22 protein-coding genes are annotated in these 24,777 nt (G+C 62.3%); 6 read left to right on the top strand and 16 right to left on the bottom strand.

The window, feature by feature from the left end; all coding sequences use genetic code 11:
* Positions 1-59: 59 nt before the first annotated feature.
* Positions 60-1,337: an MFS transporter gene (locus PAQ31011_RS15610; RefSeq protein ID WP_150576695.1), complete on the bottom strand. Its 1,278-nt coding sequence runs from the start codon at positions 1,335-1,337 to the stop codon at positions 60-62.
* A gap of 131 nt (positions 1,338-1,468) precedes the next feature.
* Between PAQ31011_RS15610 and PAQ31011_RS15605 the strand changes: the two genes are divergently transcribed.
* Positions 1,469-2,389, top strand: coding sequence for a LysR substrate-binding domain-containing protein (locus PAQ31011_RS15605; RefSeq protein ID WP_150576694.1), 921 nt, complete (start codon positions 1,469-1,471; stop codon positions 2,387-2,389).
* A 32-nt stretch (positions 2,390-2,421) separates the two neighbouring features.
* Here PAQ31011_RS15605 and PAQ31011_RS15600 read toward each other — a convergent pair whose 3' ends face one another.
* The 8 genes from PAQ31011_RS15600 to PAQ31011_RS15565 all read right to left on the bottom strand — a co-directional run bounded on the left by PAQ31011_RS15600 (position 2,422) and on the right by PAQ31011_RS15565 (position 12,201).
* Positions 2,422-2,874: a CopD family protein gene (locus PAQ31011_RS15600; RefSeq protein WP_039399375.1), complete on the bottom strand. Its 453-nt coding sequence runs from the start codon at positions 2,872-2,874 to the stop codon at positions 2,422-2,424.
* Between the two features lie 11 nt (positions 2,875-2,885).
* Complete coding sequence (gene parC, locus PAQ31011_RS15595) at positions 2,886-5,222, bottom strand: DNA topoisomerase IV subunit A (protein WP_150576693.1); 2,337 nt, start codon at positions 5,220-5,222, stop codon at positions 2,886-2,888.
* Between the two features lie 254 nt (positions 5,223-5,476).
* Complete coding sequence (locus tag PAQ31011_RS15590) at positions 5,477-6,433, bottom strand: lytic transglycosylase domain-containing protein (RefSeq protein WP_150576692.1); 957 nt, start codon at positions 6,431-6,433, stop codon at positions 5,477-5,479.
* Positions 6,414-6,821 carry a DUF4399 domain-containing protein gene (locus tag PAQ31011_RS15585; RefSeq protein WP_150576947.1) on the bottom strand — a complete coding sequence of 136 codons (408 nt, stop codon included), beginning with the start codon at positions 6,819-6,821 and terminating at the stop codon, positions 6,414-6,416. Before PAQ31011_RS15585 ends, PAQ31011_RS15590 begins: the two co-directional genes overlap by 20 nt.
* 162 nt (positions 6,822-6,983) lie before the next feature.
* Positions 6,984-8,963 carry a DNA topoisomerase IV subunit B gene (locus PAQ31011_RS15580; RefSeq protein WP_150576691.1) on the bottom strand — a complete coding sequence of 660 codons (1,980 nt, stop codon included), beginning with the start codon at positions 8,961-8,963 and terminating at the stop codon, positions 6,984-6,986.
* A gap of 315 nt (positions 8,964-9,278) precedes the next feature.
* The gene (locus tag PAQ31011_RS15575; RefSeq protein WP_150576690.1) at positions 9,279-11,210 is read right to left on the bottom strand and encodes an ATP-binding cassette domain-containing protein; all 1,932 of its coding nucleotides are present in this window, start codon (positions 11,208-11,210) and stop codon (positions 9,279-9,281) included.
* Positions 11,211-11,336: 126 nt separating this feature from the next.
* Positions 11,337-11,816 carry a GNAT family N-acetyltransferase gene (locus PAQ31011_RS15570; protein WP_150576689.1) on the bottom strand — a complete coding sequence of 160 codons (480 nt, stop codon included), beginning with the start codon at positions 11,814-11,816 and terminating at the stop codon, positions 11,337-11,339.
* 151 nt (positions 11,817-11,967) lie between these two features.
* Complete coding sequence (locus tag PAQ31011_RS15565) at positions 11,968-12,201, bottom strand: hypothetical protein (protein ID WP_046291456.1); 234 nt, start codon at positions 12,199-12,201, stop codon at positions 11,968-11,970.
* Between the two features lie 146 nt (positions 12,202-12,347).
* Here PAQ31011_RS15565 and PAQ31011_RS26435 point away from each other — a divergent pair, with 146 nt between their 5' ends.
* Complete coding sequence (locus PAQ31011_RS26435; RefSeq protein ID WP_174990146.1) at positions 12,348-12,503, top strand: hypothetical protein; 156 nt, start codon at positions 12,348-12,350, stop codon at positions 12,501-12,503.
* A gap of 316 nt (positions 12,504-12,819) precedes the next feature.
* Here PAQ31011_RS26435 and PAQ31011_RS15560 read toward each other — a convergent pair whose 3' ends face one another.
* The gene (locus PAQ31011_RS15560; RefSeq protein ID WP_150576688.1) at positions 12,820-13,335 is read right to left on the bottom strand and encodes a hypothetical protein; all 516 of its coding nucleotides are present in this window, start codon (positions 13,333-13,335) and stop codon (positions 12,820-12,822) included.
* A gap of 184 nt (positions 13,336-13,519) precedes the next feature.
* Here PAQ31011_RS15560 and PAQ31011_RS15555 point away from each other — a divergent pair, with 184 nt between their 5' ends.
* From PAQ31011_RS15555 to PAQ31011_RS15545, 3 genes are all read left to right on the top strand, one after another.
* Positions 13,520-13,720 carry a hypothetical protein gene (locus PAQ31011_RS15555; RefSeq protein WP_150576687.1) on the top strand — a complete coding sequence of 67 codons (201 nt, stop codon included), beginning with the start codon at positions 13,520-13,522 and terminating at the stop codon, positions 13,718-13,720.
* A gap of 165 nt (positions 13,721-13,885) precedes the next feature.
* Positions 13,886-15,604 (top strand): glutamine--tRNA ligase/YqeY domain fusion protein, encoded by a 1,719-nt coding sequence (locus PAQ31011_RS15550; RefSeq protein WP_150576686.1) that lies wholly within the window; start codon positions 13,886-13,888, stop codon positions 15,602-15,604.
* A 215-nt stretch (positions 15,605-15,819) separates the two neighbouring features.
* A complete protein-coding gene (locus PAQ31011_RS15545; protein WP_150576685.1) occupies positions 15,820-16,842 on the top strand; it encodes an urea transporter in 1,023 nt (340 codons plus the stop codon).
* A gap of 307 nt (positions 16,843-17,149) precedes the next feature.
* Here PAQ31011_RS15545 and PAQ31011_RS15540 read toward each other — a convergent pair whose 3' ends face one another.
* The gene (locus PAQ31011_RS15540; RefSeq protein ID WP_150576684.1) at positions 17,150-18,646 is read right to left on the bottom strand and encodes a cryptochrome/photolyase family protein; all 1,497 of its coding nucleotides are present in this window, start codon (positions 18,644-18,646) and stop codon (positions 17,150-17,152) included.
* Between the two features lie 91 nt (positions 18,647-18,737).
* Here PAQ31011_RS15540 and PAQ31011_RS15535 point away from each other — a divergent pair, with 91 nt between their 5' ends.
* Positions 18,738-19,202 (top strand): hypothetical protein, encoded by a 465-nt coding sequence (locus PAQ31011_RS15535; protein WP_150576683.1) that lies wholly within the window; start codon positions 18,738-18,740, stop codon positions 19,200-19,202.
* Between the two features lie 292 nt (positions 19,203-19,494).
* On the opposite strand, the gene PAQ31011_RS15530 is transcribed toward PAQ31011_RS15535, so the two are convergent.
* From PAQ31011_RS15530 to PAQ31011_RS15510, 5 genes are all read right to left on the bottom strand, one after another.
* Positions 19,495-20,004 (bottom strand): MgtC/SapB family protein, encoded by a 510-nt coding sequence (locus PAQ31011_RS15530; RefSeq protein WP_150576682.1) that lies wholly within the window; start codon positions 20,002-20,004, stop codon positions 19,495-19,497.
* A gap of 36 nt (positions 20,005-20,040) precedes the next feature.
* Entirely contained in the window at positions 20,041-21,171 is a 1,131-nt protein-coding gene (gene dinB, locus PAQ31011_RS15525) for a DNA polymerase IV (RefSeq protein WP_150576681.1), read from the bottom strand.
* A 148-nt stretch (positions 21,172-21,319) separates the two neighbouring features.
* Positions 21,320-22,120: a hypothetical protein gene (locus PAQ31011_RS15520; RefSeq protein WP_425495110.1), complete on the bottom strand. Its 801-nt coding sequence runs from the start codon at positions 22,118-22,120 to the stop codon at positions 21,320-21,322.
* A 127-nt stretch (positions 22,121-22,247) separates the two neighbouring features.
* Positions 22,248-23,378, bottom strand: a complete 1,131-nt coding sequence (locus PAQ31011_RS15515; protein ID WP_150576680.1) for a CaiB/BaiF CoA transferase family protein — start codon at positions 23,376-23,378, stop codon at positions 22,248-22,250.
* 113 nt (positions 23,379-23,491) lie between these two features.
* Positions 23,492-24,775: a CaiB/BaiF CoA transferase family protein gene (locus PAQ31011_RS15510; RefSeq protein WP_150576679.1), complete on the bottom strand. Its 1,284-nt coding sequence runs from the start codon at positions 24,773-24,775 to the stop codon at positions 23,492-23,494.
* Positions 24,776-24,777: the final 2 nt, after the last annotated feature.

Below are 24,777 nucleotides of genomic sequence, written 5' to 3'. Positions count from 1 at the left end.
CGACAACAGCCACCCTCGGGTGGCTGTTGTTTTATGCGGCGCAGTTATCGCGAAATCAACTATGCGATGGCGGTTGGCTTGCCGGTTCCGTACGCACGTCGCATAGCGATCGCAACGCCCAGCGACAGCACCACGGCCATCGACAACAACGCGACCACGCCATGCCAGCCGTGCGACTTGAGCATGACGCCCGAGAAGCTGCCCAGCAGGCTGGACCCCAGATAGTAGAAGAACAGATACAGCGCGGAAGCAATCGCTCGCCCCTCCGTGGCACGTCGGCCGACCCAACTGCTGGCCACGGTGTGTGCACCGAAGAAGCCGAACGTGAAGATCGCCAGACCGATCACCACGCCGGACACCTGCGACGCAAGCATCGTGAAAAGCCCCGCCATCGCCAGCGCAACGAGCGCCCACAACAGGCGCGGACGCCCCACGCGGTCGGACAGAGGCCCTGCGATGAACGAACCGACGACACCGATCAGATACATCGTGAAAATCGCGCCGATGGCCGCATGCGGCAGATGAAACGGCGGTGCCGACAGATAGAACCCGAGATAGTTGTAGACGCTGACGAAGCTGCCCATCATCAGGCCGGCGAACAGGTACAGACCGAGCAACGCCGGGTCGCCCAGATGTCGGCGCGCATGCCCCAGCGCCTCACGCACCGTCATATGACGCGGGGTAAAGCGCCGTGAATGCGGCAGGCTCCGGGCAAACTCAAGGCCCATGGCGAGGCACACGAGTCCGATCAACCCCACCGACACGCGCCACGAGAACATGTCGGCAACAAACGCCGCCATCACCCGCCCTGCCATCCCGCCGAGAATGTTGCCGCCGATGTAGAGCCCCATCGACATACCGAGCGAGCGCTGATCGATTTCCTCGCTCAGATACGCCATGGCAATCGCCGGCAGCCCCGAGAGCGCAAGGCCCTTGAGCGCCGCCAGAATCACAATGGTTTCGAAGTTCGTCGAGAATGCGCTGGCGAGCGTGAGGACGGAAGAACTGAGCAACGCAATCGTCATCATCCGCTTGCGGCTCACGCGATCGGCCGCGACACAGGTCACGAGCAAACCGAGCGCCATCATCATCGTGGCCGCTGACACGGACCAACTGGCCTGCGCCGGGCTAATGCCGAACGTGGTCGTCAGCAAGGGCAGCAGCGATTGCATGCAGTAAAGCTGCGCGAACGTGGAAAACCCGCCGAAGAACAGCGCCCGGCTGATGACAGCGTATTCGCGCGTGCCGCGTGCAACACCCGCCGGCAGTTTCGCGGCAGACGCACTACCGGCGGACGCGCCGCCGGAAGACAAAGGTAGGGAGTTGGTTGATGCCATGACGCTGGCTCGCCTCGCGCGAACCAAGGGTGAAATGTATACGACGAATGATAGGTTTGCCGTTACCTCGCGTCCAATATATATTTAAGCCTCATTTCTATATATAAAACAGATCAATCGAGGCCTAAGGTATGGAACTGCGTCATCTTCGTTACTTCGTGACCGTTGCCGAGGAACTGCATTTCAGCCGGGCTGCGCAGCGGCTTAACATCGGGCAGCCACCGCTGTCGATGCAAATCCGGGCGCTGGAAGACGAACTCGGTGTGCCGCTCTTCGAGCGCTCGCAACGTCGCGTCTTTCTGACACCGGCCGGACGCGCGTTTCTCGTACGCGCGCGCCAGATTCTTGCCGATGCCGAAGCTGCTCGTCTCGAAGTCCAACAAATCGCCGGGCTCGATGCCGGGGAGTTGCGTATCGCGTTCACAACGTCGGCCCCCATGACGAACCTGATGAAGCGCGTGCTGACGACGTACCGACAACGCTATCCTCGCGTGACGCTGACGCTCAGCGAGGCACCGTCGGAGGATCAACGGGAAGCGCTCATCGAACGGACGTTGGACATCGGCCTGCTCCGTCAGGCAGAGAACGCACCGCCGGTGGCGGGGCTCAGTTTCGAGACGTTGATCGACGAAGCACTGGTCGTCGTGCTTCATCAGGGACATGCGCTGGCAAAGCACGCCAGCGTGTCGATTGCGGATCTGGCCAACGAAGCGTTCATCATGCATCCCAACGGCGTGGGAACGGCGGTCGACGGACAGATTCGGAGAATGTGCGAGCGCGCGGGTTTCACACCGCGTGTCGTTCAGGAGGCGCGCGAGTCGACGACCATCGTCGCCCTCGCGGCAAGTGGATTGGGTGTCGCCGTACTGCCGGCCGCCGTGCGTTGCATTCAGATCGAAGGCGCGCACTTCATGGACTTCAGCGAACCAGACGCGCACTCGGCGCTGCTACTGGGCAAGCGTCGCGACGACAACAGTCCGCTCGTGCAAGCGTTCGTCGCCCTGTGTCATGAAGTGGCCGGGACCGTCAACGACGAAACCCGGCCAGTCTGAATCACGGCAATCGCCAGGATCAGCCGCCAAGATCAGCCGCGAAGCGACGCCGCCAATCCGATCACAACGATCCCCAGCACGAGATTCAGAATCACGAGACGACGGATCCCGTTGACGGCCGCCGCACCGTCCGGCCACGACTGCGCCTGCACGGCGCGTTGCAAACGCGGGAACAGTGCGAAGCGAATGTGGCCGAAGACGAGCATCATCAGCACGCCGACCCCCGCCATGGCATGCACGGGCCAGCGGGCATGCAGGCCACCCATGCCCATCATCATGTGCCCGCCGGACAGCAGGATCAGCACGATGGCAACGCCCACCCATGTGAAGAAGCGTGTGAGTGCAGCCTCCCACAACGGCAGACGCTGCTGCGGCGAAAGCTCCGACGACGCAGGCCGCAGACAGGCCAGCGCGAAGAACATGCCACCGATCCAGACGGCCACGCTGACCAGATGCAGGAACAGACTGAAGGCGTAAACGCTCATGCGGGACTCCGTCAGGATGCCTTCGGCGCGGCCGGCAACACCGGCTCGAGCGAACGCGGTTTGAACGTCGCAAACTTCACATTCGGCGAACGACCCTTGCGCGCACGCTTGCCGATGTTCGGTGCGAGCGATGCGCCCGACAACGTCTCGGACTGAATCTTGCCGCCACGCACTTCGCCGTACACCGTCACGCCTGCCTCACTGATCGGCACGACCGACACCAGCGTCTGCTTCGCTTCGAGACCGATCAGCGTCACACCGCGTCCACCGCCCGTCAGCGCCTTCATTTCGTCCATGCCGAACACGAGCAAACGCCCGTCGCTCGACAGACATGCGACCGCACTGGCACCCTGCCAGATCGGCGTCGGGGCAAGCGGCTCGGCGCCGTCGTCGATGGTCATGAACGACTTGCCTGCCTTCACACGGCTCACCATATCGCCGAGCTTGGTCGTGAAACCGAAGCCGGACGACGTCGCGAGCAGCAGCGGCTGATCGCCGGACGCCGCGTAGTAATGCATCAGACGCGAACCCGACTCCAGTTCGATCAGCGACGTCAGCGGCACGCCGTCGCCACGGCCGCCCGGCAGCTGGCCCACCGCGACCGAATAAACGCGTCCGTTGCTGCCCCACGCGATCAGCGGATCGACGGTGCGGCATTCGAACGCGCCATACAAGGCGTCGCCCTGCTTGAACGAGAAACCTTGAGCGTCCAGTCCGTGCCCCTTAAGCGCACGCACCCAGCCCTTGGCGGACACCACAACCGTCACCGGTTCATCGACCACGCGGGCTTCCGCGACCGCACGCTTCTCTTCCTGAATGAGCGTGCGACGATCGTCGCCGAACTGCTTCGCGTCGGTTTCGATTTCCTTGATGATCAGTCGCTTCATCGTGCTTTCGTTGGCAAGCAGATCTTCGAGCTTCGCCTTCTCATCGCGCAACGATGTCAGTTCCTGCTCGATCTTGATCGCTTCCAGACGCGCCAACTGACGCAGACGAATTTCCAGAATGTCTTCCGCCTGACGCTCGCTCAGCTTGAACGCGCTCATCAGCGCAGCCTTCGGCTCGTCGGACTCGCGAATGATACGAATGACTTCGTCGATATTCAGGAAGACGATCATCCGGCCTTCCAGAATATGAATCCGGTCGTCGACCTTGCCCAGACGGTGGCGCGTGCGACGCGTGACCGTTTCGAAGCGGAAACCGATCCACTCGGTGATGATGTCGCGCAGCGACTTCTGGCCCGGACGGCCGTCAGCGCCCACCATCACGAGATTCACCGATGCGCTCGACTCCAGGCTCGTATGCGCGAGCAGCATCGTGATGAATTCCTGCTGATCGATGCGGCTTGATTTCGGCTCGAACACCAGACGCACGGGTGCGTCTTTACCGGACTCGTCGCGCACGGCGTCGAGCATGGCCAGCATCGACTGCTTGAGATTCTGCTGCTCCGGCGTGAGCGACTTCTTGCCGAGCTTGACCTTCGGGTTGGTCAGTTCCTCGATCTCTTCGAGTACCTTCTGGCCCGACGTATTCGGCGGCAATTCATACACCACCGCCTGCCACTGGCCGCGCGCCATCTCTTCGATCTTCCAGCGCGCGCGCATCTTGAGGCTGCCGCGCCCGCTCTCATACGCGGCGCGAATCTCGGCAGCGCTCGAAATCAGTTGACCGCCGCCGGGGAAATCCGGTCCCTGCACGTGAGTCATCAACTCAGCGTCGTCCATCTTGGGATTGCGGATCAGCGCCACGGCCGCAGAGGCCACTTCGCGCAGGTTGTGCGACGGAATTTCCGTGGCGAGACCCACGGCAATGCCCGATGCGCCGTTGAGCAGCACAAACGGCAAGCGTGCCGGCAAGAGGCGCGGCTCTTCGGTCGAACCATCGTAATTCGGCACGAAGTCGACAGTGCCTGCATCGATTTCGTCGAGCAGCAGCTTGGCGATCGGCGTCAGACGGGCTTCCGTGTAACGCATGGCCGCCGCGCCGTCACCGTCGCGCGAGCCGAAATTGCCCTGACCGTCGATGAGCGGATAGCGCATCGAGAAGTCCTGCGCGAGACGTACCAGCGCGTCATACGCGGACTGATCGCCGTGCGGGTGGAACTTGCCGAGCACGTCGCCGACGACGCGCGCCGACTTGACCGGCTTGGCATCGGACGCGAGGCCCATTTCGTTCATGGCGAACAGAATGCGGCGCTGGACGGGCTTCTGGCCGTCGCAGACGTCCGGCAGTGCCCGGCCCTTGACCACGCTGATCGCGTAGTCCAAATAAGCGCGCTCGGCATACGCGCCGAGCGTTAGCGTGTCGTCATCCGACGGTTGCGTAAAGAGATCTTCTACTTGTTCCATAAAACCTGTGGGTTTGCTGCGAACGTTTGACGAGAGTTCGGGTGGACGTTGACCGCGAGATCATACCAAGCTCGCCGGCACATTTCGGCAAAAACGCGTCCGAATGGCAAAGCGAGACGTGATTTCGGAGCGACGGCCATCGAAATTGCCGGGATTCCACGCGGATTTCGGAGAATTCTGAGCCGAACACCGAGAGACACTCAGGACTTCGGAGGCGAATCCGAAGACGCCGCGAGGCGACGTCAACCGACGCCTCAGTCCGTGGCCGGTGGTGCGGACAGGGGCGATGCAGCCGAGTCGCGTATCGTCGCGTTCGGCATGTTAGCAGGCACAACGGGCAGGCCCTGCGGCGCGCCCAGAATGACGTGGATGCGGCCATCGCGCGATCCGTTGACGCGCGCGTTGCCGATCTTTCCGCCGCTCCCGCTCGCACGGATGACACCATTGCCCGGCACGGCATCTGCCCCCTCCGGGTTGAAGCGTCGATAGAGTTCAAGCACTGCAGCGACGTAATCACGCGTCTCTGCATACGGCGGGATCTGATCGGCGTGACGTGCGACAGCCCCCTCACCCGCGTTGTACGACGCGAGCACCAGTTCGAGACGATCGGGATATCGCGCCTGCAGATCGCGCAGGTAACGGGCACCTGTCAGCACATTAGTACGCGGATCGGTGAGTTTGTCGGCGACGGTGCGGCGCGCATCGGCCCGCAGGCCATAACGCTCGCCGGTCGTCGGCAACACCTGCATCAACCCAACCGCACCTTTGGGAGAAACGGCATCGCTATCGAAGCCCGACTCGGCGGCGATGACCGCCTTGAGCAAGGCGGCATCGACGTGAAACTTCTGCGCGGCCTGCGCGATGACGGGCGCGAGCTTTTTCAGATTGGGATGTCGAGCCAGCGCGTCGTAAAGACGCGAGCGGTCTGCACCGGTAACGACCCCGCCCTGCTGCTGCGCGCGCAGGTCGACGCTGCCACCGTTAGCGCCATTACCCACCACGAGGCGATAGCGCGCATCGAGCTTGCGTGCCGCCAGATGCGCGACACCGTTCTCGTCGACGTAGCCATAGAGTTCGGCGTGCGCGAGAGGCGTCGCGGCAAGCAGCATCGCTGCCAGCGCGGGCCCTGCGAGTTGCCGCAGTGAGAACTTTCGGCGCAGCACCTGCAGGCGCCGCGCCGTCGAAACCTGGTTATTGCTGACCTTTGACATGCACCGTGATCGTCTGGCTCATGGCCGGACCGTATGAGCGATGTGCACCGTCGGCGAATTGCATCGTCAACTTGTGATCGCCCGGCGTCAGATTGACGCTCGTTTCGGTCTGACCTTTGCCGAAATGCAGGTGGCTGTCGTCGGTAGGAACGACCTGACCTGCCGGAATCGAATCGCCGTCGATGATGAGATGGTGATGACCGGTATTGGGCGATACCTCGCCCGCCGGTTTGATCGTCATGCCTTCGACGCCGAACTGGACCTTTACCGGATTGGACACCGTTGCGCCGTCCGCAGGGGCAACGAAGAAGACGCGCGGCTGGGCCGACTGTGCCAAGACGGTGGCGCTTGCGCTGGCAAGCAACATCGGCACGAAAATGCAACGCATAGAACGCAACATAACGCGACTCCCGGAAGGGTGAAGGGTGGATTATCCCACTATGTGAGCGCTCACGCTGGTTTGCCCTGCGTGAGCGCGACTTCGCTACGATTCAAGTACTGTAGATGCAGTCCCGACGCCGTGCCCTCGGTCCTTCCCGTGTTGTCAGGCTCAGATGTCGGCTTCCACTTCATTGCCCTTGGCTTCGAGCCAGCTACGGCGTTGTGCCGCCTCGCCCTTGCCCATGAGCATGTTCATGCGTGCCACGGTTGCGTCGAAATCCAGATGGCCGAGCGCCACCGGGCTCAGACGACGCGTATCGGGATTCATCGTCGTTTCCCAAAGCTGTTCGGCACTCATTTCGCCCAGGCCCTTGAAGCGGCTGATCGACCATGCGGTTTCGCGCACGCCGTCCTTGCGCAGCTTGTCGAGAATCGCTTCGAGTTCGCCTTCGTCCAGCGCGTAGAGCTTCTGTGCCGGCTTCTTGCCACGTGCAGGCGCATCGACGCGATACAGCGGCGGACGCGCCACGTACACGTGCCCCGTCGCGATGAGTTGCGGGAAGTGACGGAAGAACAGCGTCAGCAGCAGCACCTGAATGTGCGAACCGTCGACGTCGGCATCGGAGAGGATACAGATCTTGCCGTAACGCAGATTGGACAGATCGGGCGTGTCGTTCGCACCGTGCGGGTCGACGCCGATCGCGACCGCGATGTCGTGCACTTCATTGTTGGCAAACAGGCGATCGCGCTCGGTCTCCCATGTATTGAGAACCTTGCCGCGCAGCGGCAGAATCGCCTGAAACTCCTTGTCGCGGCCCATCTTCGCCGAGCCGCCGGCCGAGTCGCCCTCGACCAGGAACAGTTCGTTTCGGGTGATGTCTTCCGTCTCGCAGTCGGTCAGTTTGCCCGGCAAAACGGCCACGCCAGAACTCTTTTTCTTCTCGATCTTCTGGCCGGCGCGCGTACGGGCTTGTGCCTGACGAATCACGAGTTCTGCGAGCTTCTTGCCGTGCTCGACATGATGATTGAGCCACAACTCCAGCGCGGGACGCGTGAACGATGACACGAGTCGCACGGCGTCGCGACTGTTCAGACGCTCCTTGATCTGCCCCTGGAACTGCGGATCGAGCACCTTCGCGGAGAGCACGAACGACACGCGGGAGAACACATCTTCCGGCAACAACTTCACGCCCTTGGGCTGAAGGTTGTGCAATTCGATAAAGCCGCGCACCGCCTGGAACAAGCCTTCACGCAGCCCCGATTCGTGGGTGCCGCCGGCAGGCGTCGGAATCAGGTTGACGTAGGACTCGCGGACCTGCGCACCATCTTCCGTCCAGGCCACGACCCATGCAGCGCCTTCGCCTTCGGCAAAGCTGTCTTCGTCGCCCTCGGCAAAGCGCTCGCCTTCGAAGAGCGGAATCAGCGGCTCTGCACCGCCCAGCGACTCGACGAGATAGCCCCGCAGGCCGTGCTCGTAGAACCACGTCTGTTCTTCGCCGTTCTTTTCCTGACGCAGCGTGACGCGCACGCCCGGCAGCAGCACCGCTTTCGAGCGCAGCAGACGTTGCAGTTCGCCCAGCGGCAATGCCGGGCTGTCGAAGTACTTGGCATCCGGCCAGACGGTCACGCGCGTGCCACTCTTCTTCTCGCCGCGCTGCGACGCACGTGAATGAAGCGCCACGTTGACGTTGCCGCCGTCAGCGAATTCGAGTTCCGAAACTTGACCGTCGCGCCAGACCGTCACGGCCAGTCGGGTCGCCAGCGCATTCGTCACCGACACGCCAACGCCGTGCAAGCCGCCGGAGAAGGTATAAGCGCCGCCAGCGGCCTTATCGAACTTGCCACCTGCGTGCAGGCGCGTGAACACGATTTCGACCACCGGCACACCCTCTTCCGGGTGAATGCCGACAGGAATGCCACGGCCATCGTCCTCGACGCTGACCGAACCGTCTTTGTTCAGGGTGACGAGAATCTGCTTGCCGTAACCGCCCAGCGCTTCGTCCGAAGCGTTGTCGATGACTTCCTGAATGATGTGCAGCGGATTCTCGGTGCGGGTGTACATGCCCGGGCGCTGCTTGACCGGCTCAAGGCCCTTCAGGACCTTGATGGACGCTTCGCTGTACTGGGCAGGCGTATTTTTTTTCGACATAGCGTGACTGAATTGGGGTACGACGCCCGGCGCTTATCCACATTTCCTGTGGACAACCACGGGGAAAACCCATTAACACATGACAAAAGTGACGCCGGATCAACGACTTGTGTTGCGGCGCCCACATAATGGGCACTTCGAATGGCACTTCGGGTGCGCACGATGCCTGCCGACAGACGGCGGGCCCATCGCGCCCGATGAATCGCGGCCTATTGTACTGTCACTCGCACTGCGCTCGAATGACATGGACCATTGGCCCAATGAAACGCGGCCGGAAAACCGGCCGCCAACTACGTTGTTACGACGTGAGCGTGCTCACGTGTTTTCGCCGCGCTGCTTGGCTTCAAGCACTTCCCAGCGTTCGAGCGCTTCGAGCAACTCCAGTTCAATGGCTTCGAAACGTTCGGACAGCGCCGCACCCGCAGCCGGATCTTTCACAAAGATCGAACCGTCTTCGATCTTCGCTGCGGCATCCTTCTGCTCGTTTTCAAGCGAGGCAATGCGCTCCGGCAATCCGTCCAGTTCACGCTGCTCCTTGTAGCTGAGCTTGACGGTGCGGTTCGTGCCACGCTTGGGCGCTGCTGCGGCTTCCCTGGGCGCTTCGTCCACAGGCGCCCGCTGCGCAGCCAGCGCCGCCGAGCGTTCGCTCTGCACTTGCCAGTCGGTGAAGCCGCCCACGTATTCGCGCCAATTGCCATCGCCTTCGGCCGCGATCACCGACGTCACCACATTGTCGAGGAACGTTCGGTCGTGGCTCACGAGGAACACGGTGCCGGAGTATTCCTCCAGCAGTTCTTCGAGCAGTTCGAGTGTCGGGATGTCGAGGTCGTTGGTCGGTTCGTCGAGCACCAGCACATTGGCCGGACGTGCGAACAGACGCGCCAGCAACAGGCGATTTCGCTCACCGCCCGAAAGCGACTTCACCGGAGAGCGGGCGCGCTCGGGCGAGAAGAGGAAGTCGCCGAGATAGCTCATGACGTGCTTGCGCGCGCCATTGATTTCGATCCAGTCGCTGCCGGGGCTAATGGTATCGAGCAGACTGCGTTCGGGATCGAGCTGCGCGCGCATCTGGTCGAAGTACGCGACCTGGAGGTTGGTGCCGACGCGAATCTGCCCGCTGTCCGGCGTGATTTCGCCGAGGATCAGCTTGAGCATCGTCGTCTTGCCTACGCCGTTCGGACCGACCAGGCCGACCTTGTCGCCACGCATGAGCGTCGCCGAGAAATCACGCACGATGGTGCGTCCACCGTACGCCTTCGTGACGTTGGTGAGTTCAGCCACGATCTTGCCGGACTTCTCGGCCTGTGCCACGTCCATGCGCACATTGCCCTGCTGCTCGCGACGTTCGGCGCGCTCATTGCGCATCGTCTTCAGCCGCTCGATACGCGACACGCTGCGCGTGCGGCGAGCCTCGACGCCCTTGCGAATCCACACTTCTTCCTGCGCGAGCAGCTTGTCGAACTTCGCATTTTCCACTCGTTCGATTTCAAGCTGTTCGGCCTTGCGCTCCTGATACTGCGTGAAGTTGCCGGGATAGGAGAGCAGACGTCCGCGATCGAGTTCGACGATGCGCGTGGCCACCCGGTCGAGGAAGCTGCGATCGTGGGTGATGAACAGCAGCGCACCGCGATAGCCGACGAGCAATTCTTCGAGCCAGCGGATCGCGTCGAAATCGAGGTGGTTGGTCGGCTCGTCGAGCAGCAACACTTCCGGTTTAGCCACCCATGCCTGCGCAAGCGAGACGCGCTTTTGCATCCCGCCGGACAGCGCGCCTACGCGCGCGTGGCCGTCGAGTCCGAGTTGCGCGATCGTCGTCTCAACGCGGGTCTTCAACTGCCACGCATCGGCGGCATCCAGCGACGATTGCAAGGTGTTCAGACGGGCGAGCAGCGCGTCGTGTTCTGCGCCTTCCGGTGCCACCGACAACGCTTCTGCGGTGCGGTCGTATTCGGAGAGCAACACGTGCGACTCGCCGAGGCCGAGCGCCACCGCATCGAATACGGACTGCTCGGGATCGAACTCGGGCTCCTGCTGCACGTAGACGGTGTGCAAACCGGCCTGACGGGCCACCAGGCCATCGTCCGGCGCGGTGAGGCCCGCCACGATCTTGAGCAGCGAGGACTTGCCGGCGCCATTGCGTCCGATAAGCCCGACGCGCTCACCGGCTTCGAGCGAAAAATCGGCATTGTCGAGCAATGCCAGGTGACCGAACGCCAATTGGGCGCCGGTGATGGAATACAAGGCCATGTGTCGGGAAACGCGTGAACTACGATGGGAGGTATTGTAGTGCCGGGCGCGATGGCCCGGCCGATATTGCATTTTGCTGCGGCGATCAGCGTGCGATTGCGCGATCCGCAAACACGCTTTCGGCCACTACTGCGGCTGCACTGCGGGGCGCACCATTTCAATATGCATGATGCCGTCTTCGTCATACGGCTCACTCGCCTTGACGAAACCGAACCCGCCATAAAACGCCTCAAGATGCGCCTGCGCGCCGATGCGCACCGCAGCGGTCGGCCATTGCGCTTCGGCAATCGCCACTGCCCGCGCCAGCAGCTCTCGACCGAGACCGGTGCCACGGTGCGAAGCGGCGGTAATCACACGTCCGATCGACGCTTCGTCGTAGGCCAACCCCGGCGGCAGGAGTCGCACATACGCTGCAATTCGCAGGTCGCTTGCCGGGTTCGCGCTGTCGCGCACTTGCGCGACCAGATGCAGGCTATACGGATCGCGACCGTCGATATCCTGATACGGGCACTGCTGCTCGACGACGAATACCGCGCTGCGTGCGGCGAGGATTCGGTAAAGCAGCGCGCTGCCCAGTTCATCGAACGACTTGCACATCCATTCCATTACCGACTCTCCAGCCATTGCAGTGCGAAAGGCCGGACTATAGCACCGTCGCAAAGCGACGATGCCAGCATCTCGCACATCAGATATGGGGGAAGAATCGGGAAAGCTCGGGAAAATTCTGGACGAGGTAATGCGAAAGCGGCCGTCGACCTTATTGGTAGTAGACGATGCCCTGTTCGATATCCGCGCGAGCATTGCGTTCGGCGTCGTCGAGGGCGTTACCTTGCGTGGCAAAACCGTAGGCGCTCTGAACCTGATAGGCGCCCACTTTTTCCATGCCGCGCTGTGTCGGGCGGTGAATCTCGTAGAACGCGTCCCAACGGGCGTTGTCTCGCTCGACTGCATGGACGCTGTACTGGAATTCTTGGTATTGCGATGTTTTCATTTTGTATCCTTCTTTACTGCAAAAAATTTGACTAATAACTATCCCTCTCGAATCGGCTTACGGTGATGAGAGTGCAATTTCGCACAAATGTTTCCGTGAAGTGCACGCAGCCTATCTGCCCAATATGACGGTAATGCGACATAAGCATGACTGACATACGACAGATGGCGCTGCTGAACGTCGCACACGGCAAAGGACCGGGTGCGTTCCGTCATGCGCACGCAAGGCGCAATTCGGGTGTTCTGTGCGACTTCCTGTTTCGGGGATCGACGGCCAGCCGTTTTGTCGTAACGGCGGCGTGAACGTCTAAGCGTTCGAGGTGACATGTGTCGGCACATCGTGCGACACATCTGTAGTGATTTTCGTGCCACACGTAGGCCGATGATGCCGGGCGGGTGGAACACCTGCCGGGCGCTTCATGCCACGGAAGACTGCCTTGCGCACATCCGAAGATGACGGACGCACGAATGCAGTTGACGCATCATAACAGAAAAATCTGTTACGCGCTCAAAAGTGCGTTCACTCGACATATCGACCGGACGACGGCACGACGCGCGGACCGCCGTCGGTCTGGCCGCTGCCCTGTCCCTAAAGGGTTTGCGGGGCAATAATAAGGCTTCAGGCGGTCTCAGCCCGCTCCTCCATCTGGCGTAACACCCAGTACATGTACCCCGCGAACGCACCGAAGATGATGTGCCCCGCCAGCATCGTCCAGCCACGCGACTCGGTGAACCACGGAAACATCTGCGTCATCACATAGAAATTGACGACGTACACGACCAGCCCGAAGACGCCACCTGCAATCGACACCGTGACCACATCCGAATCCAGTCGGAACGGCGCAATGATGGCCCCGAGAACCACGCCGAGCACGACACCGATGGCCGCATGCACCATCAGCGCCATGGCGACGATCGACACGTCGAACGTTGCGGGCTGCGAGAGGATGCCAGGGCCGAGCACGATGGCGGCCACCATGCGGGGCGGCACCCACGGGCTCTGCCCCGAGACGAGCAGCACCATGAGCATTTCGACAGCGGAAAAGAAAGCGCAGGCGACAAAGCCGGCGACGGCGGCCGCCGCCCAGTCGGGCGAGCGGTGGGTATAGCGATGCGAGCTGAGATGCAGTTCCATGACGTCCTCCCATGAGGGGGCCCCATAGCGAGATTAGCGAGATGGGTCCCACCGGCGCGACCGGCAGTGTTTTCAGGATAGGACACAATCCGGGAACCGTTGGGAAGCCGGGCAAAGCCGCCTGCCCGTCTGCCTATACTGCCGGTACGCCCTGCAATGGGTGGGGCGCTTCGGGAGACATCTCATGGCTAACTCGTCAGGCTTTCTTGCTCTGCTCGTCAGCATCGTGCTCATCGGCTTCCCTGTATGGCGAATTCTCACCCGGCTCGGCTTCTCCCCCTGGTTCACGGTGCTGGCGTTCATTCCGGTCGTGAACGTCGTCTCCCTGTGGCTCCTGTCATACGCCAGTTGGCCGATCCAGCGCACCACGGTGCAAACGACCTGATGACCTGATGCCGTGATTCGGGCCTGCGCGGCCCCGAATCCATCGAATCCGAACCTGGACGACCGGCATTACGGTGTGATGCCGCGTCGACGCCCGATCAGACGCTCGCCCGTGGTGCAATGCGGTACGGTAGAATATTCGCCAAACTCCGAACACTGGACAGGCATGAGCACAGAGCTGAACGCGGCATCCAATTTCATCCGCAACATCATTGACGAAGACAACCGCTCGGGCAAATGGGGCCAGCGCGTCGAAACGCGCTTCCCGCCGGAGCCCAACGGCTATCTGCACATCGGTCACGCCAAGGCGATCTGCGTGAACTTCGGCATGGCGCGTGATTACGGTGGCGTGTGCCACCTGCGCTTTGACGACACCAATCCCGAGAAGGAAGAAACCGAATACGTCGACTCGATCATCGATATGGTCAAGTGGCTCGGTTTCAGCTATCAGACGCCGCAGAAGGAACACCTCTATTTCGCCAGCGACTACTTCGAGCAGCTTTATCAGGCGGCCGAGATCCTGATCCAGCGCGGAAAGGCCTACGTCGACAGCCAAAGCGCCGACGACATGCGCGCCAACCGCGGCACGCTCGTGGAGCCGGGTAAGGATTCGCCGTTCCGCAATCGCTCGGTCGAGGAAAACCTCGACCTGTTCCGTCGCATGCGCGCGGGCGAATTCGCCGACGGCACGCACGTGCTGCGCGCGAAGATCGACATGGCATCGCCGAACATCAACCTGCGCGACCCCGCCATCTACCGTATCCGTCACGCGCATCACCACCGCACGGGCGACGCATGGTGCATCTACCCGATGTACACCTACGCTCACCCGCTCGAAGACGCCATCGAGAACATCACGCACAGCCTGTGCACGCTGGAGTTCGAAGATCAGCGTCCGTTCTACGACTGGGTGCTCGGCGAGCTGGCCGAGGCGGGCATGTTCTCGCGCCCGACGCCGCAGCAGATCGAATTCGCCCGTCTGCAACTGACGTACGCGATCACGAGCAAGCGCAAACTGCGTCAGCTGGTCGACGAGAAGTACGTCGACGGCTGGGACGATCCGCGTATGCCCACGCTTGTTGGCCTGCGCCGCCGGGGCTTCACGCCCGAGAGCCTGCAATTGTTCTGCGACCGCATTGGCGTGGCCAAATCGGCGTCGTGGATCGACATGAGCATTCTCGAGCAAGCCCTGCGCGACGACCTCGACCCGAAGGCACCGCGTGCCACGGCCGTGCTCGATCCGCTCAAGCTCATCATCGACAACTATCCGGAAGGCCAGCAGGAAGACTGCCACGCCCCGGTGCACCCGCACTTTCCGGAGCGCGGCATGCGCACGTTCCCCATCTCGCGCGAGCTGTGGATCGAGCGCGAGGACTTCCAGGCCGAGCCGGTTAAGGGCTTCTTCCGTCTGTTCCCGGGGAACAAGGTGCGCTTGCGCTACGGTTATGTCGTGGAATGCACGGGCTTCGATACGGATGCAGACGGCAACGTCACGGCCGTGCATTGCAACTACTTCGAAGACAGCCGTTCGGGCACGCCCGGCGCAGACAACTACAAGGTCAAGGGCAACATTCACTGGGTCAGTGCATCGCACGCGCTGGCGGCGGAAGTGCGCATCTACGACCGTCTGTTCCTCGATCCGAACCCGGACGCCGGCGAAAAGAACTTCCTCGATGCCCTCAACCCGAACGCCAAGCGTGTGACGCAGGCCTATGTCGAACCGGGCATGCTGAACTTTGCGCCGGACGATCGCGTGCAGTTCGAGCGTCACGGCTATTTCGTGGCGGATCGTCACGATTCGGCCCCGGGCAAACCGGTGTTCAACCGTATTGTCTCGCTCAAGGACAGCTGGGCAGTGAAGCCAGCCAAGGGCGGCGGCAAGTAAAGCCGCTCAGCCGTCATCCACAAAAGCCCGCGCCCTCAAGCGCGGGCTTTTGCATTTTGGCGGGCAACGGGCCAAGGCGTCTCTCGGGCCGTCGGAATCCGCAATACCGACTATAACGAGGCAACGCTCACGGCTATCGGGGTTCGGCGTAATCTCGCGCCCAAGGCTCAGCGTCGCGCTTTGTTCGCTCGCTGCATTCGCTCGCTCCATTCGCAATGTCGCGACAGGTAGCGGTCGCAGTGTTCGATTGCGCGCTGGTTATCCGCCTCGCCCGATCCATCGCCACCATCATGTCCCTGCCCCGTCATTCGTCCGTTCCGGCATCGCCTGCTTCAATGAGCACGCCTTCGCCCACCGTTCAACATCATTGGCTGATCGGCGAAATACGCGGAACGATGGCCAACTTCGCGCAAATCTACTTCATTCCGTCGGCAGGCATCGGTGCGTTGCTGCTGGCCGTGCTGGCCCTCTCCGATCTGGCGGCTGCCGTGACCGGACTGGTTGCCAGCGTCGCCGCATCGGGTGTCGCCATCGCGATGCGCTTGCCGCATGCGCAACGTCACACAGGCCTGTTCGGCTACAACGGCGCGCTGACGGGGATTGCCTTTGGTGCCCTGTGGCAGCTGGACGCGATGTTCGCCGCGTGGATGGCGGTCTGTGTCGCCCTGACGGTCATGGCAACGGCCGCCCTTGTCCGACGCGGACTTCCCACCCTGACGGGACCGTTCGTCGGGGTCATGGCACTCACATGGGCCATGCTGCCGTGGCTCGAACTCGTGCCACGCATCGGTTCAAACGCTTGCGATGTGGGCTCGCCGGGCTTCGTGTTCTGCTCCGTGGGACAGGTCGTCTTCGTTGCACCGCTGGTGCTGGGCCTGCTGACGTGGTACTTGCTGGCGCTCTGGAATGCCCGTGCGACCGTGTGGGCGCTCGCGTCCGGGGGGGTGGTCTGGGGGATTTTCGTCGTTGTGGCTTCTAGTTGGCCGTCATTGGCAGCGCAGGCGGGCGGTGTCGGCATCAATGCCTTCCTCGCCGCCCTGGGTCTTGGCGTTTTTGCACGCCGCCCCACAATGCGGCTCACCGGTGCCGCACTCGCGGCGGTGATTTGCGTGATTCTGGGCGGTTGGCTAACCCCGCGCGGATGGCCGTACTTCACGTTGCCGTTCAATCTGGCCGTGTGGATCGTGCTGGCGGTGACGGCTAGGGCGCGGCCGGACCGACGCGCTGACGACGCATAAAAAAATACCCGGAACGCTGACGTTCCGGGCACTCGCTCAACGCGAACCCCGTGGTTCGAAGCTACCGTCTGTGCGGCGAAGGATTTTCTCCAAGCTTCCCCGTGTGGTTTTGGCCTGCCCTTGCTCATTTCAGAGCATTTTGAGCACATCGCTATTGTTTTACTGCTTCCTCCCTGACGCCCACTAACGCCCCCCGACGTTGCGAACCGATACCGAAGCCCAGGCCTCTTGCGTGCCATAACCGTATAAACGGCCGACAATCGAAAAAGTTGACCGGGGTATACACGTATCGGGGTGAACCGGGGACTTAATCCTCATCGTCACTGCCTGCCGGCCGGGACGAGACCGTCGGCGTCTTGACGACCGCATATCTCGCCAGCGTCTCCTTACGGGCCACGTCGTGGGCCACCACCGGTTGCGGGTAGTCGCGTCCGAGCGCCACGTTGGCGTCGGCCAGCGTCTGGGCATCGGTACGCCAGGGTGCGTGGATGGCCTTGTCGGACAGGTTCGCCAGTTCGGGCACGTACTTCCGGATAAAGCGCCCTTCGGGGTCGAACTTCTCGGACTGGGTGATCGGATTGAAGATGCGGAAGTACGGCTGGGCGTCGCACCCGGTGGAAGCGGCCCATTGCCATCCGCCATTGTTCGCGGACAAATCGAAATCGTTCAGGTGACGCGCGAAATACGCCTCGCCGCGGCGCCAGTCGATGCCAAGGTCCTTGACCAAAAAGCTGGCCGTCACCATGCGCAGTCTGTTGTGCATATAGCCGGTCTGGTTGATCTGACGCATGGCCGCGTCCACCAGTGGATAGCCCGTGCGCCCCTCGCACCACGCCTTGAAATCGGCATCGGCTGCATCGCCCGTGGCCCACTCGATGGCATCGTAAGCCGGCTTGAACGCGTGACCGACGACCTCCGGGTGATGATGCAGGATCATGAAATAGAACTCGCGCCAGATCAGCTCGCTTAGCCATGTTTTCGCGCCGTTGCCCGCGTCCCCGCCCTTGAGCATCGCGGCGTGCGCCTCCCGGGCCAACGTGCGGATCGACACCGTACCGAAGCGCAGATGCACGGACAGATAGCTCGGACCACGGACCGCAGGGTAATCGCGCCGTTCGTGATAGTGCGCCATGCGCGGCAGGAAATCGTCCAGCAACTGCCTTGCGCCCGACTCGCCCGCAGCAATGGCCATACGGCGTGTGTCGGGTACTTCGAAGCCCAGCGATGCCAGCGACGGCACCTCCCCGGGTCCATGGGACGGCTTCGCGAGCCGCTGGGAATCCGTCTTCCGACCGTGCGGGGCAAGATCGACCGGACGCACCTGCTTCAACCAGGCACGCGAGTAGGGGGTGAAAACACTGTAAGGCTCTCCCTGCGCCGTCAGAATCTCGCTCGTGTCGAAAATCACCTGGTCCTTGACCGCCTCGAAGGCAATGTCCAGGGCTTCCAGCGAGCGGGCGACCGATCGATCCCGTCTGACGGCGTCCGGCTCGTAATCCCGCCCGGCAAAAACAGCCTGTACCCCGAGCGACTTCGCCAGCGCGGGAATCTCCTTGGTCGGGTCGCCATGCCGAACGATCAACCCGCCCCCCATGCTCGCCAACGTCTGCGCCAATTCGCTGACGCTGTCGTGGATGAATGCGACGCGACGGTCGTCTCGCGGTAATCCGCCGAGAATCGTCGTATCGAAGACGAACACGACGGACACTTCGCCGCAGGTCGCAAGCGCCTGTGCCAGCGTCGCGTTGTCGGTGCAGCGCAGATCGCGCCGCAGCCATACCAGCCCTTTTTGAAATTCGCTCATGTCTGATTGGCGCAGCAGGGACGCGCCGGATCCGTCAAATCCCGTACCATAGCGAGATCGTGGACTTTACGCCATCGGCCTCGATTACCTCATGACTCGGAAGTTTCCGATTTTGGCCTTTCCCCGCCGCGCAGCCCCGGTGCTGTGTTCCCTTGCCGCTGTCGCGGTGCTCGCCGCTTGCGCCGCCCCGTCGGGCCCTCATGCGCACACGAACACCGCGTCTGCACAACGCCCCGCGGCCGTCGATCCGGCCACGTTGCGCGAGCGCCATCTGGCCGCCGCAGACGCGGCTGCGGATCAGTACCGCACCTGTCTGTATGGCCACGTCGCGCGCTACGTGAACCTCGTACCCGACCCGATTCGACTGGCCGACGAAGCCGCCACCGAATGCGCGCCGATTACCCAGCGATTCCATCGCGAACGTCAGGCGGCCATCGTGACGTACACGACGCCTGCGGATGCCGCACAGCAAGCGGATGCCGCGACACTCTCCTTACAGACAGACGGGTTGCGGGTGGCGCGCGCCCGAGCGACGGAGTTGCGCGCGCTTCAATGAGGCAACGCGCGGGGCTTCACGCTTCAAACACTCGGACGAGAAAAGCGGCACGAGGGGCGCGTTGATTACGTAGTCACCCGAACGTGCTTTCCCTAATCGGGCAAGCCCCGATTGGCGAAAGATGGTCCGGTGACCAAAATGAAATCGCCCTCTTACGTCCTTTTGGGGGTACTGCGACAACGTCATTTGCCCGCTTCGGCGGGCATTTTTCTTCGGTATCCGCAGGAATTTGCCCATGACGTCGAGGGCGAGGAGGCAACGATGTGTGTCTTCTGCACCAACCGCGTGGATGTCACTTGCCGTCGTGCCCATGCCGCGCCGACGCGTCCTCGTTCTGCGAGTCCTTCGCCGGTTCGTCGTGCCCCAGCCAGCGGTGCGCGAGCGATTCGATACGCCCGCCGATTGCCAGCACGATAAGGAGCAACACCATCGCGACAAGGGCGATATGCCAGCGGCCCAGCCCACAGATAATGCCAATGCCTGTGGTGCTCCACAGTGCCGCCGCCGTGGTAAAGCCGTGCACGGAGGAACCGCGACTCGGCCGGATGATGCACCCGGCCCCAAGGAACCCGATCCCCGCCACAATACCCTGCACCACCCGGCTCACGGACGAGCCGTCATAAGGCAACGCAGTGCCCGGAAACGGCACGACCGCCAGCACGAACAACGCGGAGCCGAACGACACAATGGCGAGCGTTCGCAAGCCCACCGACTTGTGGTGCAAATTGCGATTGAGCCCGACCAGTCCGCCGAGAATCAATGCCGCCGTGAGCCGCAACGTGACTTCGATGATCTCCGCCATCCCTCACCTCGCTCGTCTACGCGATCTAAGTTTCCGCTAAGTTTCCGTTGATGCATTATCACCCGATGCAGACGGCGTGAGGGACGCGCTCTCGTCCCAGTCGTCAAACAGGCGCAACTGACGTGCCGCCTGCGCTTCGAGCAAACGTACCCCAACGCCCATTAACCGCACCGGACGCCGCTTACGCCCCACAGCTTCCGCCAGCAGCTCCCGGCATTGCGCCGGATCGACACCCAATGCGCCTGCCTCGGCAGTCGTGCGCGAGAAATCGGCAAAACGAATCTTGACGAAGACCTTCGCAATCGCCAATGGCTCGCTGCGACGTGCACGTCCGATTCGCTCGGACAACTGATCAAGCAACGGTGCCAGCGCCACTTCGCACTCTGCCAGTGTGCGCAGGTCGCGCGTGTACGTCGTCTCGACGCTGATCGATTTTCGCTCGCGATCCGGGCTGACCTCCCGCATGTCGATCCCGCGACAGCGCTCGAACAGCTTCTGCCCGAACACGCCGAAACGCTCGGTCAGATCGGCCAGCGAATGGCTGCGCAGATCACCGCAGGAATCGACGCCCAGCGCCCGCAACTTTTCCGCCGTCACCTTGCCCACGCCAAACAGGCGCTCGACTGGCAGTACGGCGACGAACGCGTCCACCTCGGCAGGCTTCACGACGAACATGCCGTCAGGCTTACGCCAGTCGCTGGCGATTTTGGCGATGAATTTGTTGGGAGCGACGCCGGCCGACACGGTCAACCCGACTTCATCGGCGATACGCGCACGGATCTCGCGCGCAATCAACGTGGCCGAACCACCGCAGTGCTGACTGTCGGTAACGTCGAGATAGGCCTCGTCCAGCGACAACGGCTCGACCAGATCCGTGTAATCGCGATAGATCGCCATGATCCGCTTCGACGCTTCCTGATACCGATGCATCGACGGCGGGATGATGCGCAAGTCGGGACACAATTTGACGGCCTGCGCGGACGGCATGGCCGAACGCACCCCAAAGGCGCGTGCTTCGTAATTGCAGGTTGCCACCACACCGCGCTGATCCGGCTGGCCGCCAACGGCTAGCGGTATTCCACGCAACGACGGGTCGTCCCGCATCTCGACGGAGGCGTAGAAACAGTCGGCGTCGCAATGGATGATCTTGCGCTGAGAGGCGGTCATGGTGGCAGGCGAAAACACTGTGCAAATATACAGCATTTGCGCAATTTTCGCGCTCTATCCGTAACACCACCGCATCCGGGCATCGGACTCTCCCGCCCTCCTGCGCCGCCCTGTTACGCCAACCCGGCTCGACGCAGGTCACCATACATCAACGCACCGGCAAAAATTGCAGGAACTGCGCCCCCAGCAAGTTCTGTACGTAACCGATCCCCGCGCGCCGGTATTTCTCGTCCAGCATCTCAGCCAACAGGTCGAGCCGCCCGATGATCTTGCCGAACTCCCGTTCGAAGCTCACGTTGCGCACATCGGCCATTTCATTGGCCAACAGCAGCGGCTTGCCTGCCATGTCGCGGCGGCTCCCCAAAAGCCACGCCGCAATCTCCACGTTGCGCGCTGCATTGTAGATACGCTGCGCATCGAGCCCGTCGCTCAGATAGAACACCGTCGTGCCGCCATGTGCCGTGATGATCGTGTCCGAGAGACTGAAGACGAACGCCGCCACACGGTCACCGGTGAATGTCGGATCAAGCGACAGCGACAAGGCCCGGACATCGCGTAAGTCTCTCAGATCCGCCAGTGTGCGACGCCCCTCAATCGCGCCACGTAGTTGCGCCATGGCTTCGGATTGCGTAGCGGCACCGCTCTTGCGCCATTCGCGGGGGTTGCGTTTGTAGAGCTTGTCGGCCAGAAGGTACAGGCCCTCCAGATTCGCTCGCATGCCCAGCGTCGCCATGCGATTGATATCCGTTTGCGCCAGATCGGCCGTCGTCATCGAGGTCGAGCGGACCTTTCCGTGATCCGCAGGCGCGTCCTGGTACGACACACATCCAGTCAGAATCGCGATCGTCGACACGGCACAGAGAACGGCAACCGGCGCAAGCCGTCGTTGCACGAGCGGGTGAGTCTGCGTCGGTGATTGGGGTAAGTCGATCCGTCGGGTCATGGGCATGTCGTTATCGATCAGCAACGACTCTACGCGATGGGCCTGCGGACTTCGCGTCTCCCGACGTGGAAAAATTGTGACATTCGGTAACGTGCCTGCAACCGTCTAGCCATCCACCTGGCGACAATCGATGTCATGGCAGCAGCGCCTCACGCAGCTGCGCAAACAGCGGATGCTTCATCGCCTCCTCCAACCGGAGTACCGGCGTCACGCAGCAATCGGCTTCGGCGAAACGCGCGACCCAGTCGGCTTGCGTCGCGCCCGCAAACACCACCATCAGCTCAGCGCGCAATGCGAGCGCATCGTCTCCGCCGACCACCTGTCCGAGCGACCAGTGCCGCGTCTTCCAGTCACTGCGGCCAAGCACGTCGCACAGCAATTCCCAGAACTTCAGTTCGAGCGCACCGACCGCCATGTACCGGCCGTCCTTCGTGCGATAGACCTGATAGCACGGCACGCCACCGTTAAGAAGGTCCTTTCCGGCACGCGACACGTGCCCCTGACGATGCATCGCCACCGCCGGCACGACGTTCGAGCGGAACACCTCGTGCGTCATCGAAATGTCCAGCCATCGCCCGCGCCCGGTGCGTTGCGCGGCAACCAGCGCGGCAAGCACTTCCTGCACCGCAGCCTGAGCGCCGCCGTACAAGTCGCCGATCTGAAAGTTGGGGACGATGGGGGCGTCCCCCGCATCGCAAAGCTGGTCGAGTACGCCCGCGTACCCGATGTAATTGATGTCGTGCCCGGCCGCTTGCGCCATCAACCCTTGCTGGCCGTATCCGGAAATCGACGCCATCACCAGCGATGGACGGACACGCGCCAGCGCCTCGTGCCCAAACCCCAGACGCGCCATCACACCGGGGCGGAACCCTTCAAGCAGTACATCGGCAAGCGCAACGTGGTCGAGGAAGGTCTTCCGATCCGCGTCGCTTTTGAGATCGAGGCGTTCGACCGTCTTGCCGCGATTGAGCAGTCGCCAGAAAGCGCTTGGCGGCGATTCGTCTTCGCCCAGCATCATTTCCCGGGCGTAGTCGCCCGCCCCCTTGTCTTCGATCTTGATGACGTGTGCCCCCATTTCCGCAAGACGCAGCCCGGCGAGCGGACCGGGTAACAGCCGCGTGAGATCGAGCACGGTCACGCCCGATAGCGGCTTATCGGGCAGTTGGGACTGCGATGACAGCGCAGAGGGAGGAGATGATGCAGGCGACGACGAAGACAATGCAGACGATTCGCGAGAATGAGCGGTGTCGAGCGGTTCGGTCATGACAGTCCGTGTGGCGTATTGGCGGTAGACGTCCATACCGTACCGCGCACCACCCTTCGGCCGCAACCAGACAACACGCCGACTTCTCTCGGAAAGCTCCTATTTCAGCGCGTTCAGCGTTGATTTGCGCTGTCCTTCCAAAAAACGGGACCGGCGGCATCGCCCGCGCCGGATGCATCGTCCGGCGTCGATCCGTCCTCCGGTCCCGCCACCACCCCCTCGTTCAACAGGCGTTCGATCTGGCTATCGAGATACCCCAGATCTCTCAGAATTTCGCTTGTGTGTTCGCCCGCCGCCGGCAACGCACGGCGTGCGGGCAACCGTTGTCCCGACATCGTGATCGGCAGCAACGGCACTTGCGTTTGCTCACCCGTTTCTGTCGTCAGATCGCCCAGGCCGCCGCTGGCAAGCAAATGCGGGTCGTCGAACAGCGCGGCGGGCTCCACGATCGGCGCGAAAGGCAAACCATGACGCTCGAACGCCGCCGCAAGATAGCTAGCATCGAACCCCTGCATCATTTCGCGCAGCATCGGGAGCAACCAGTCGCGCGCTCTCACGCGGTCATTGTTCGTGGACAGTCGCGGGTCGTCCGCCAGATCGTGACGGCCGAACACATCGCAGAAAATGCGCCACTGCGTATCGCTGACGACAGCGAGGAATATCTGCACGCCGTCACGCGCAGCGAAGACGTCGTAAATACCCCACGCGGACACGCGCGCTGGCATGGGGTCGGGTGCCACACCGGTCACTGCGTACTGTTGCATATGCTGCGCCGCAAGCAGTACGCAATTCTCGAAGAGCGCACCCTGCACTTCCTGCCCGCGTCCCGTGGTCTTTCTCTCGTAGAGTGCGGCCAACGCAGCCAGCGCACCGAACACGCCGCCCATGATGTCGTTGACCGATGTCCCCGCACGCAACGGTTGGCCCGGCGGTCCTGTCATGTACGCCAGCCCCGCCATCATCTGTACGACCTCGTCCAACGCAGTGCGCGTAGCGTAAGGCCCGGGCAGAAACCCCTTCAGCGAGACATAGACCAGCGCCGGATTCAGCCGCGACAACGTGGCGTAATCCAGTCCGATTTGCCGCATCCGCCCGGGCTTGAAATTCTCCGTCACCACATCCGACGTACTGACGAGCCGCAGTATCAGCTCTCGCCCTTCGGGCCGCGTAACGTCCACGACCAGACTCCGCTTGTTGCGGTTGAAGGCGCGGAAAAATCCCGCGCCGGTCCCCAGCAAATGACGCGTGGCGTCGCCACCGATCGGCTCCACTTTGATGACATCGGCCCCGAGGTCGCCCAGCACCATGCCGCACGCCGGCCCCATGACCATGTGTGAGAATTCCACGACACGAATGCCTTGTAACGGCATCGGTGCCGCAGAGGTGACATCCGGCATCG

It is taken from the genome of Pandoraea aquatica (assembly GCF_902459565.1).
Lineage (GTDB): Bacteria > Pseudomonadota > Gammaproteobacteria > Burkholderiales > Burkholderiaceae > Pandoraea > Pandoraea aquatica.
The sequence above is the reverse complement of the archived record's forward strand: the minus strand, read 5'-3'. Positions and strand labels throughout refer to the sequence as shown.

Excerpts from the sequence above, each read along its gene's own strand:
- PAQ31011_RS15600 (WP_039399375.1), bottom strand. The coding sequence starts at position 2,874 with ATGAGCGTTTACGCCTTCAGTCTGTTCCTGCATCTGGTCAGCGTGGCC.
- PAQ31011_RS15605 (WP_150576694.1), top strand. The coding sequence starts at position 1,469 with ATGGAACTGCGTCATCTTCGTTACTTCGTGACCGTTGCCGAGGAACTG.
- PAQ31011_RS15540 (WP_150576684.1), bottom strand. The coding sequence starts at position 18,646 with ATGAGCGAATTTCAAAAAGGGCTGGTATGGCTGCGGCGCGATCTGCGC.
- PAQ31011_RS15580 (WP_150576691.1), bottom strand. The coding sequence starts at position 8,963 with ATGTCGAAAAAAAATACGCCTGCCCAGTACAGCGAAGCGTCCATCAAG.
- PAQ31011_RS15515 (WP_150576680.1), bottom strand. The coding sequence starts at position 23,378 with ATGACCGAACCGCTCGACACCGCTCATTCTCGCGAATCGTCTGCATTG.
- parC (WP_150576693.1), bottom strand. The coding sequence starts at position 5,222 with ATGGAACAAGTAGAAGATCTCTTTACGCAACCGTCGGATGACGACACG.
- PAQ31011_RS15570 (WP_150576689.1), bottom strand. The coding sequence starts at position 11,816 with ATGGAATGGATGTGCAAGTCGTTCGATGAACTGGGCAGCGCGCTGCTT.
- PAQ31011_RS26435 (WP_174990146.1), top strand. The coding sequence starts at position 12,348 with ATGACTGACATACGACAGATGGCGCTGCTGAACGTCGCACACGGCAAA.
- dinB (WP_150576681.1), bottom strand. The coding sequence starts at position 21,171 with ATGACCGCCTCTCAGCGCAAGATCATCCATTGCGACGCCGACTGTTTC.
- PAQ31011_RS15530 (WP_150576682.1), bottom strand. The coding sequence starts at position 20,004 with ATGGCGGAGATCATCGAAGTCACGTTGCGGCTCACGGCGGCATTGATT.
- PAQ31011_RS15610 (WP_150576695.1), bottom strand. The coding sequence starts at position 1,337 with ATGGCATCAACCAACTCCCTACCTTTGTCTTCCGGCGGCGCGTCCGCC.
- PAQ31011_RS15585 (WP_150576947.1), bottom strand. The coding sequence starts at position 6,821 with ATGCGTTGCATTTTCGTGCCGATGTTGCTTGCCAGCGCAAGCGCCACC.
- PAQ31011_RS15545 (WP_150576685.1), top strand. The coding sequence starts at position 15,820 with ATGTCGCGACAGGTAGCGGTCGCAGTGTTCGATTGCGCGCTGGTTATC.
- PAQ31011_RS15590 (WP_150576692.1), bottom strand. The coding sequence starts at position 6,433 with ATGTCAAAGGTCAGCAATAACCAGGTTTCGACGGCGCGGCGCCTGCAG.
- PAQ31011_RS15560 (WP_150576688.1), bottom strand. The coding sequence starts at position 13,335 with ATGGAACTGCATCTCAGCTCGCATCGCTATACCCACCGCTCGCCCGAC.
- PAQ31011_RS15550 (WP_150576686.1), top strand. The coding sequence starts at position 13,886 with ATGAGCACAGAGCTGAACGCGGCATCCAATTTCATCCGCAACATCATT.
- PAQ31011_RS15555 (WP_150576687.1), top strand. The coding sequence starts at position 13,520 with ATGGCTAACTCGTCAGGCTTTCTTGCTCTGCTCGTCAGCATCGTGCTC.
- PAQ31011_RS15565 (WP_046291456.1), bottom strand. The coding sequence starts at position 12,201 with ATGAAAACATCGCAATACCAAGAATTCCAGTACAGCGTCCATGCAGTC.
- PAQ31011_RS15535 (WP_150576683.1), top strand. The coding sequence starts at position 18,738 with ATGACTCGGAAGTTTCCGATTTTGGCCTTTCCCCGCCGCGCAGCCCCG.
- PAQ31011_RS15575 (WP_150576690.1), bottom strand. The coding sequence starts at position 11,210 with ATGGCCTTGTATTCCATCACCGGCGCCCAATTGGCGTTCGGTCACCTG.
- PAQ31011_RS15510 (WP_150576679.1), bottom strand. The coding sequence starts at position 24,775 with ATGCCGGATGTCACCTCTGCGGCACCGATGCCGTTACAAGGCATTCGT.
- PAQ31011_RS15520 (WP_425495110.1), bottom strand. The coding sequence starts at position 22,120 with ATGCCCATGACCCGACGGATCGACTTACCCCAATCACCGACGCAGACT.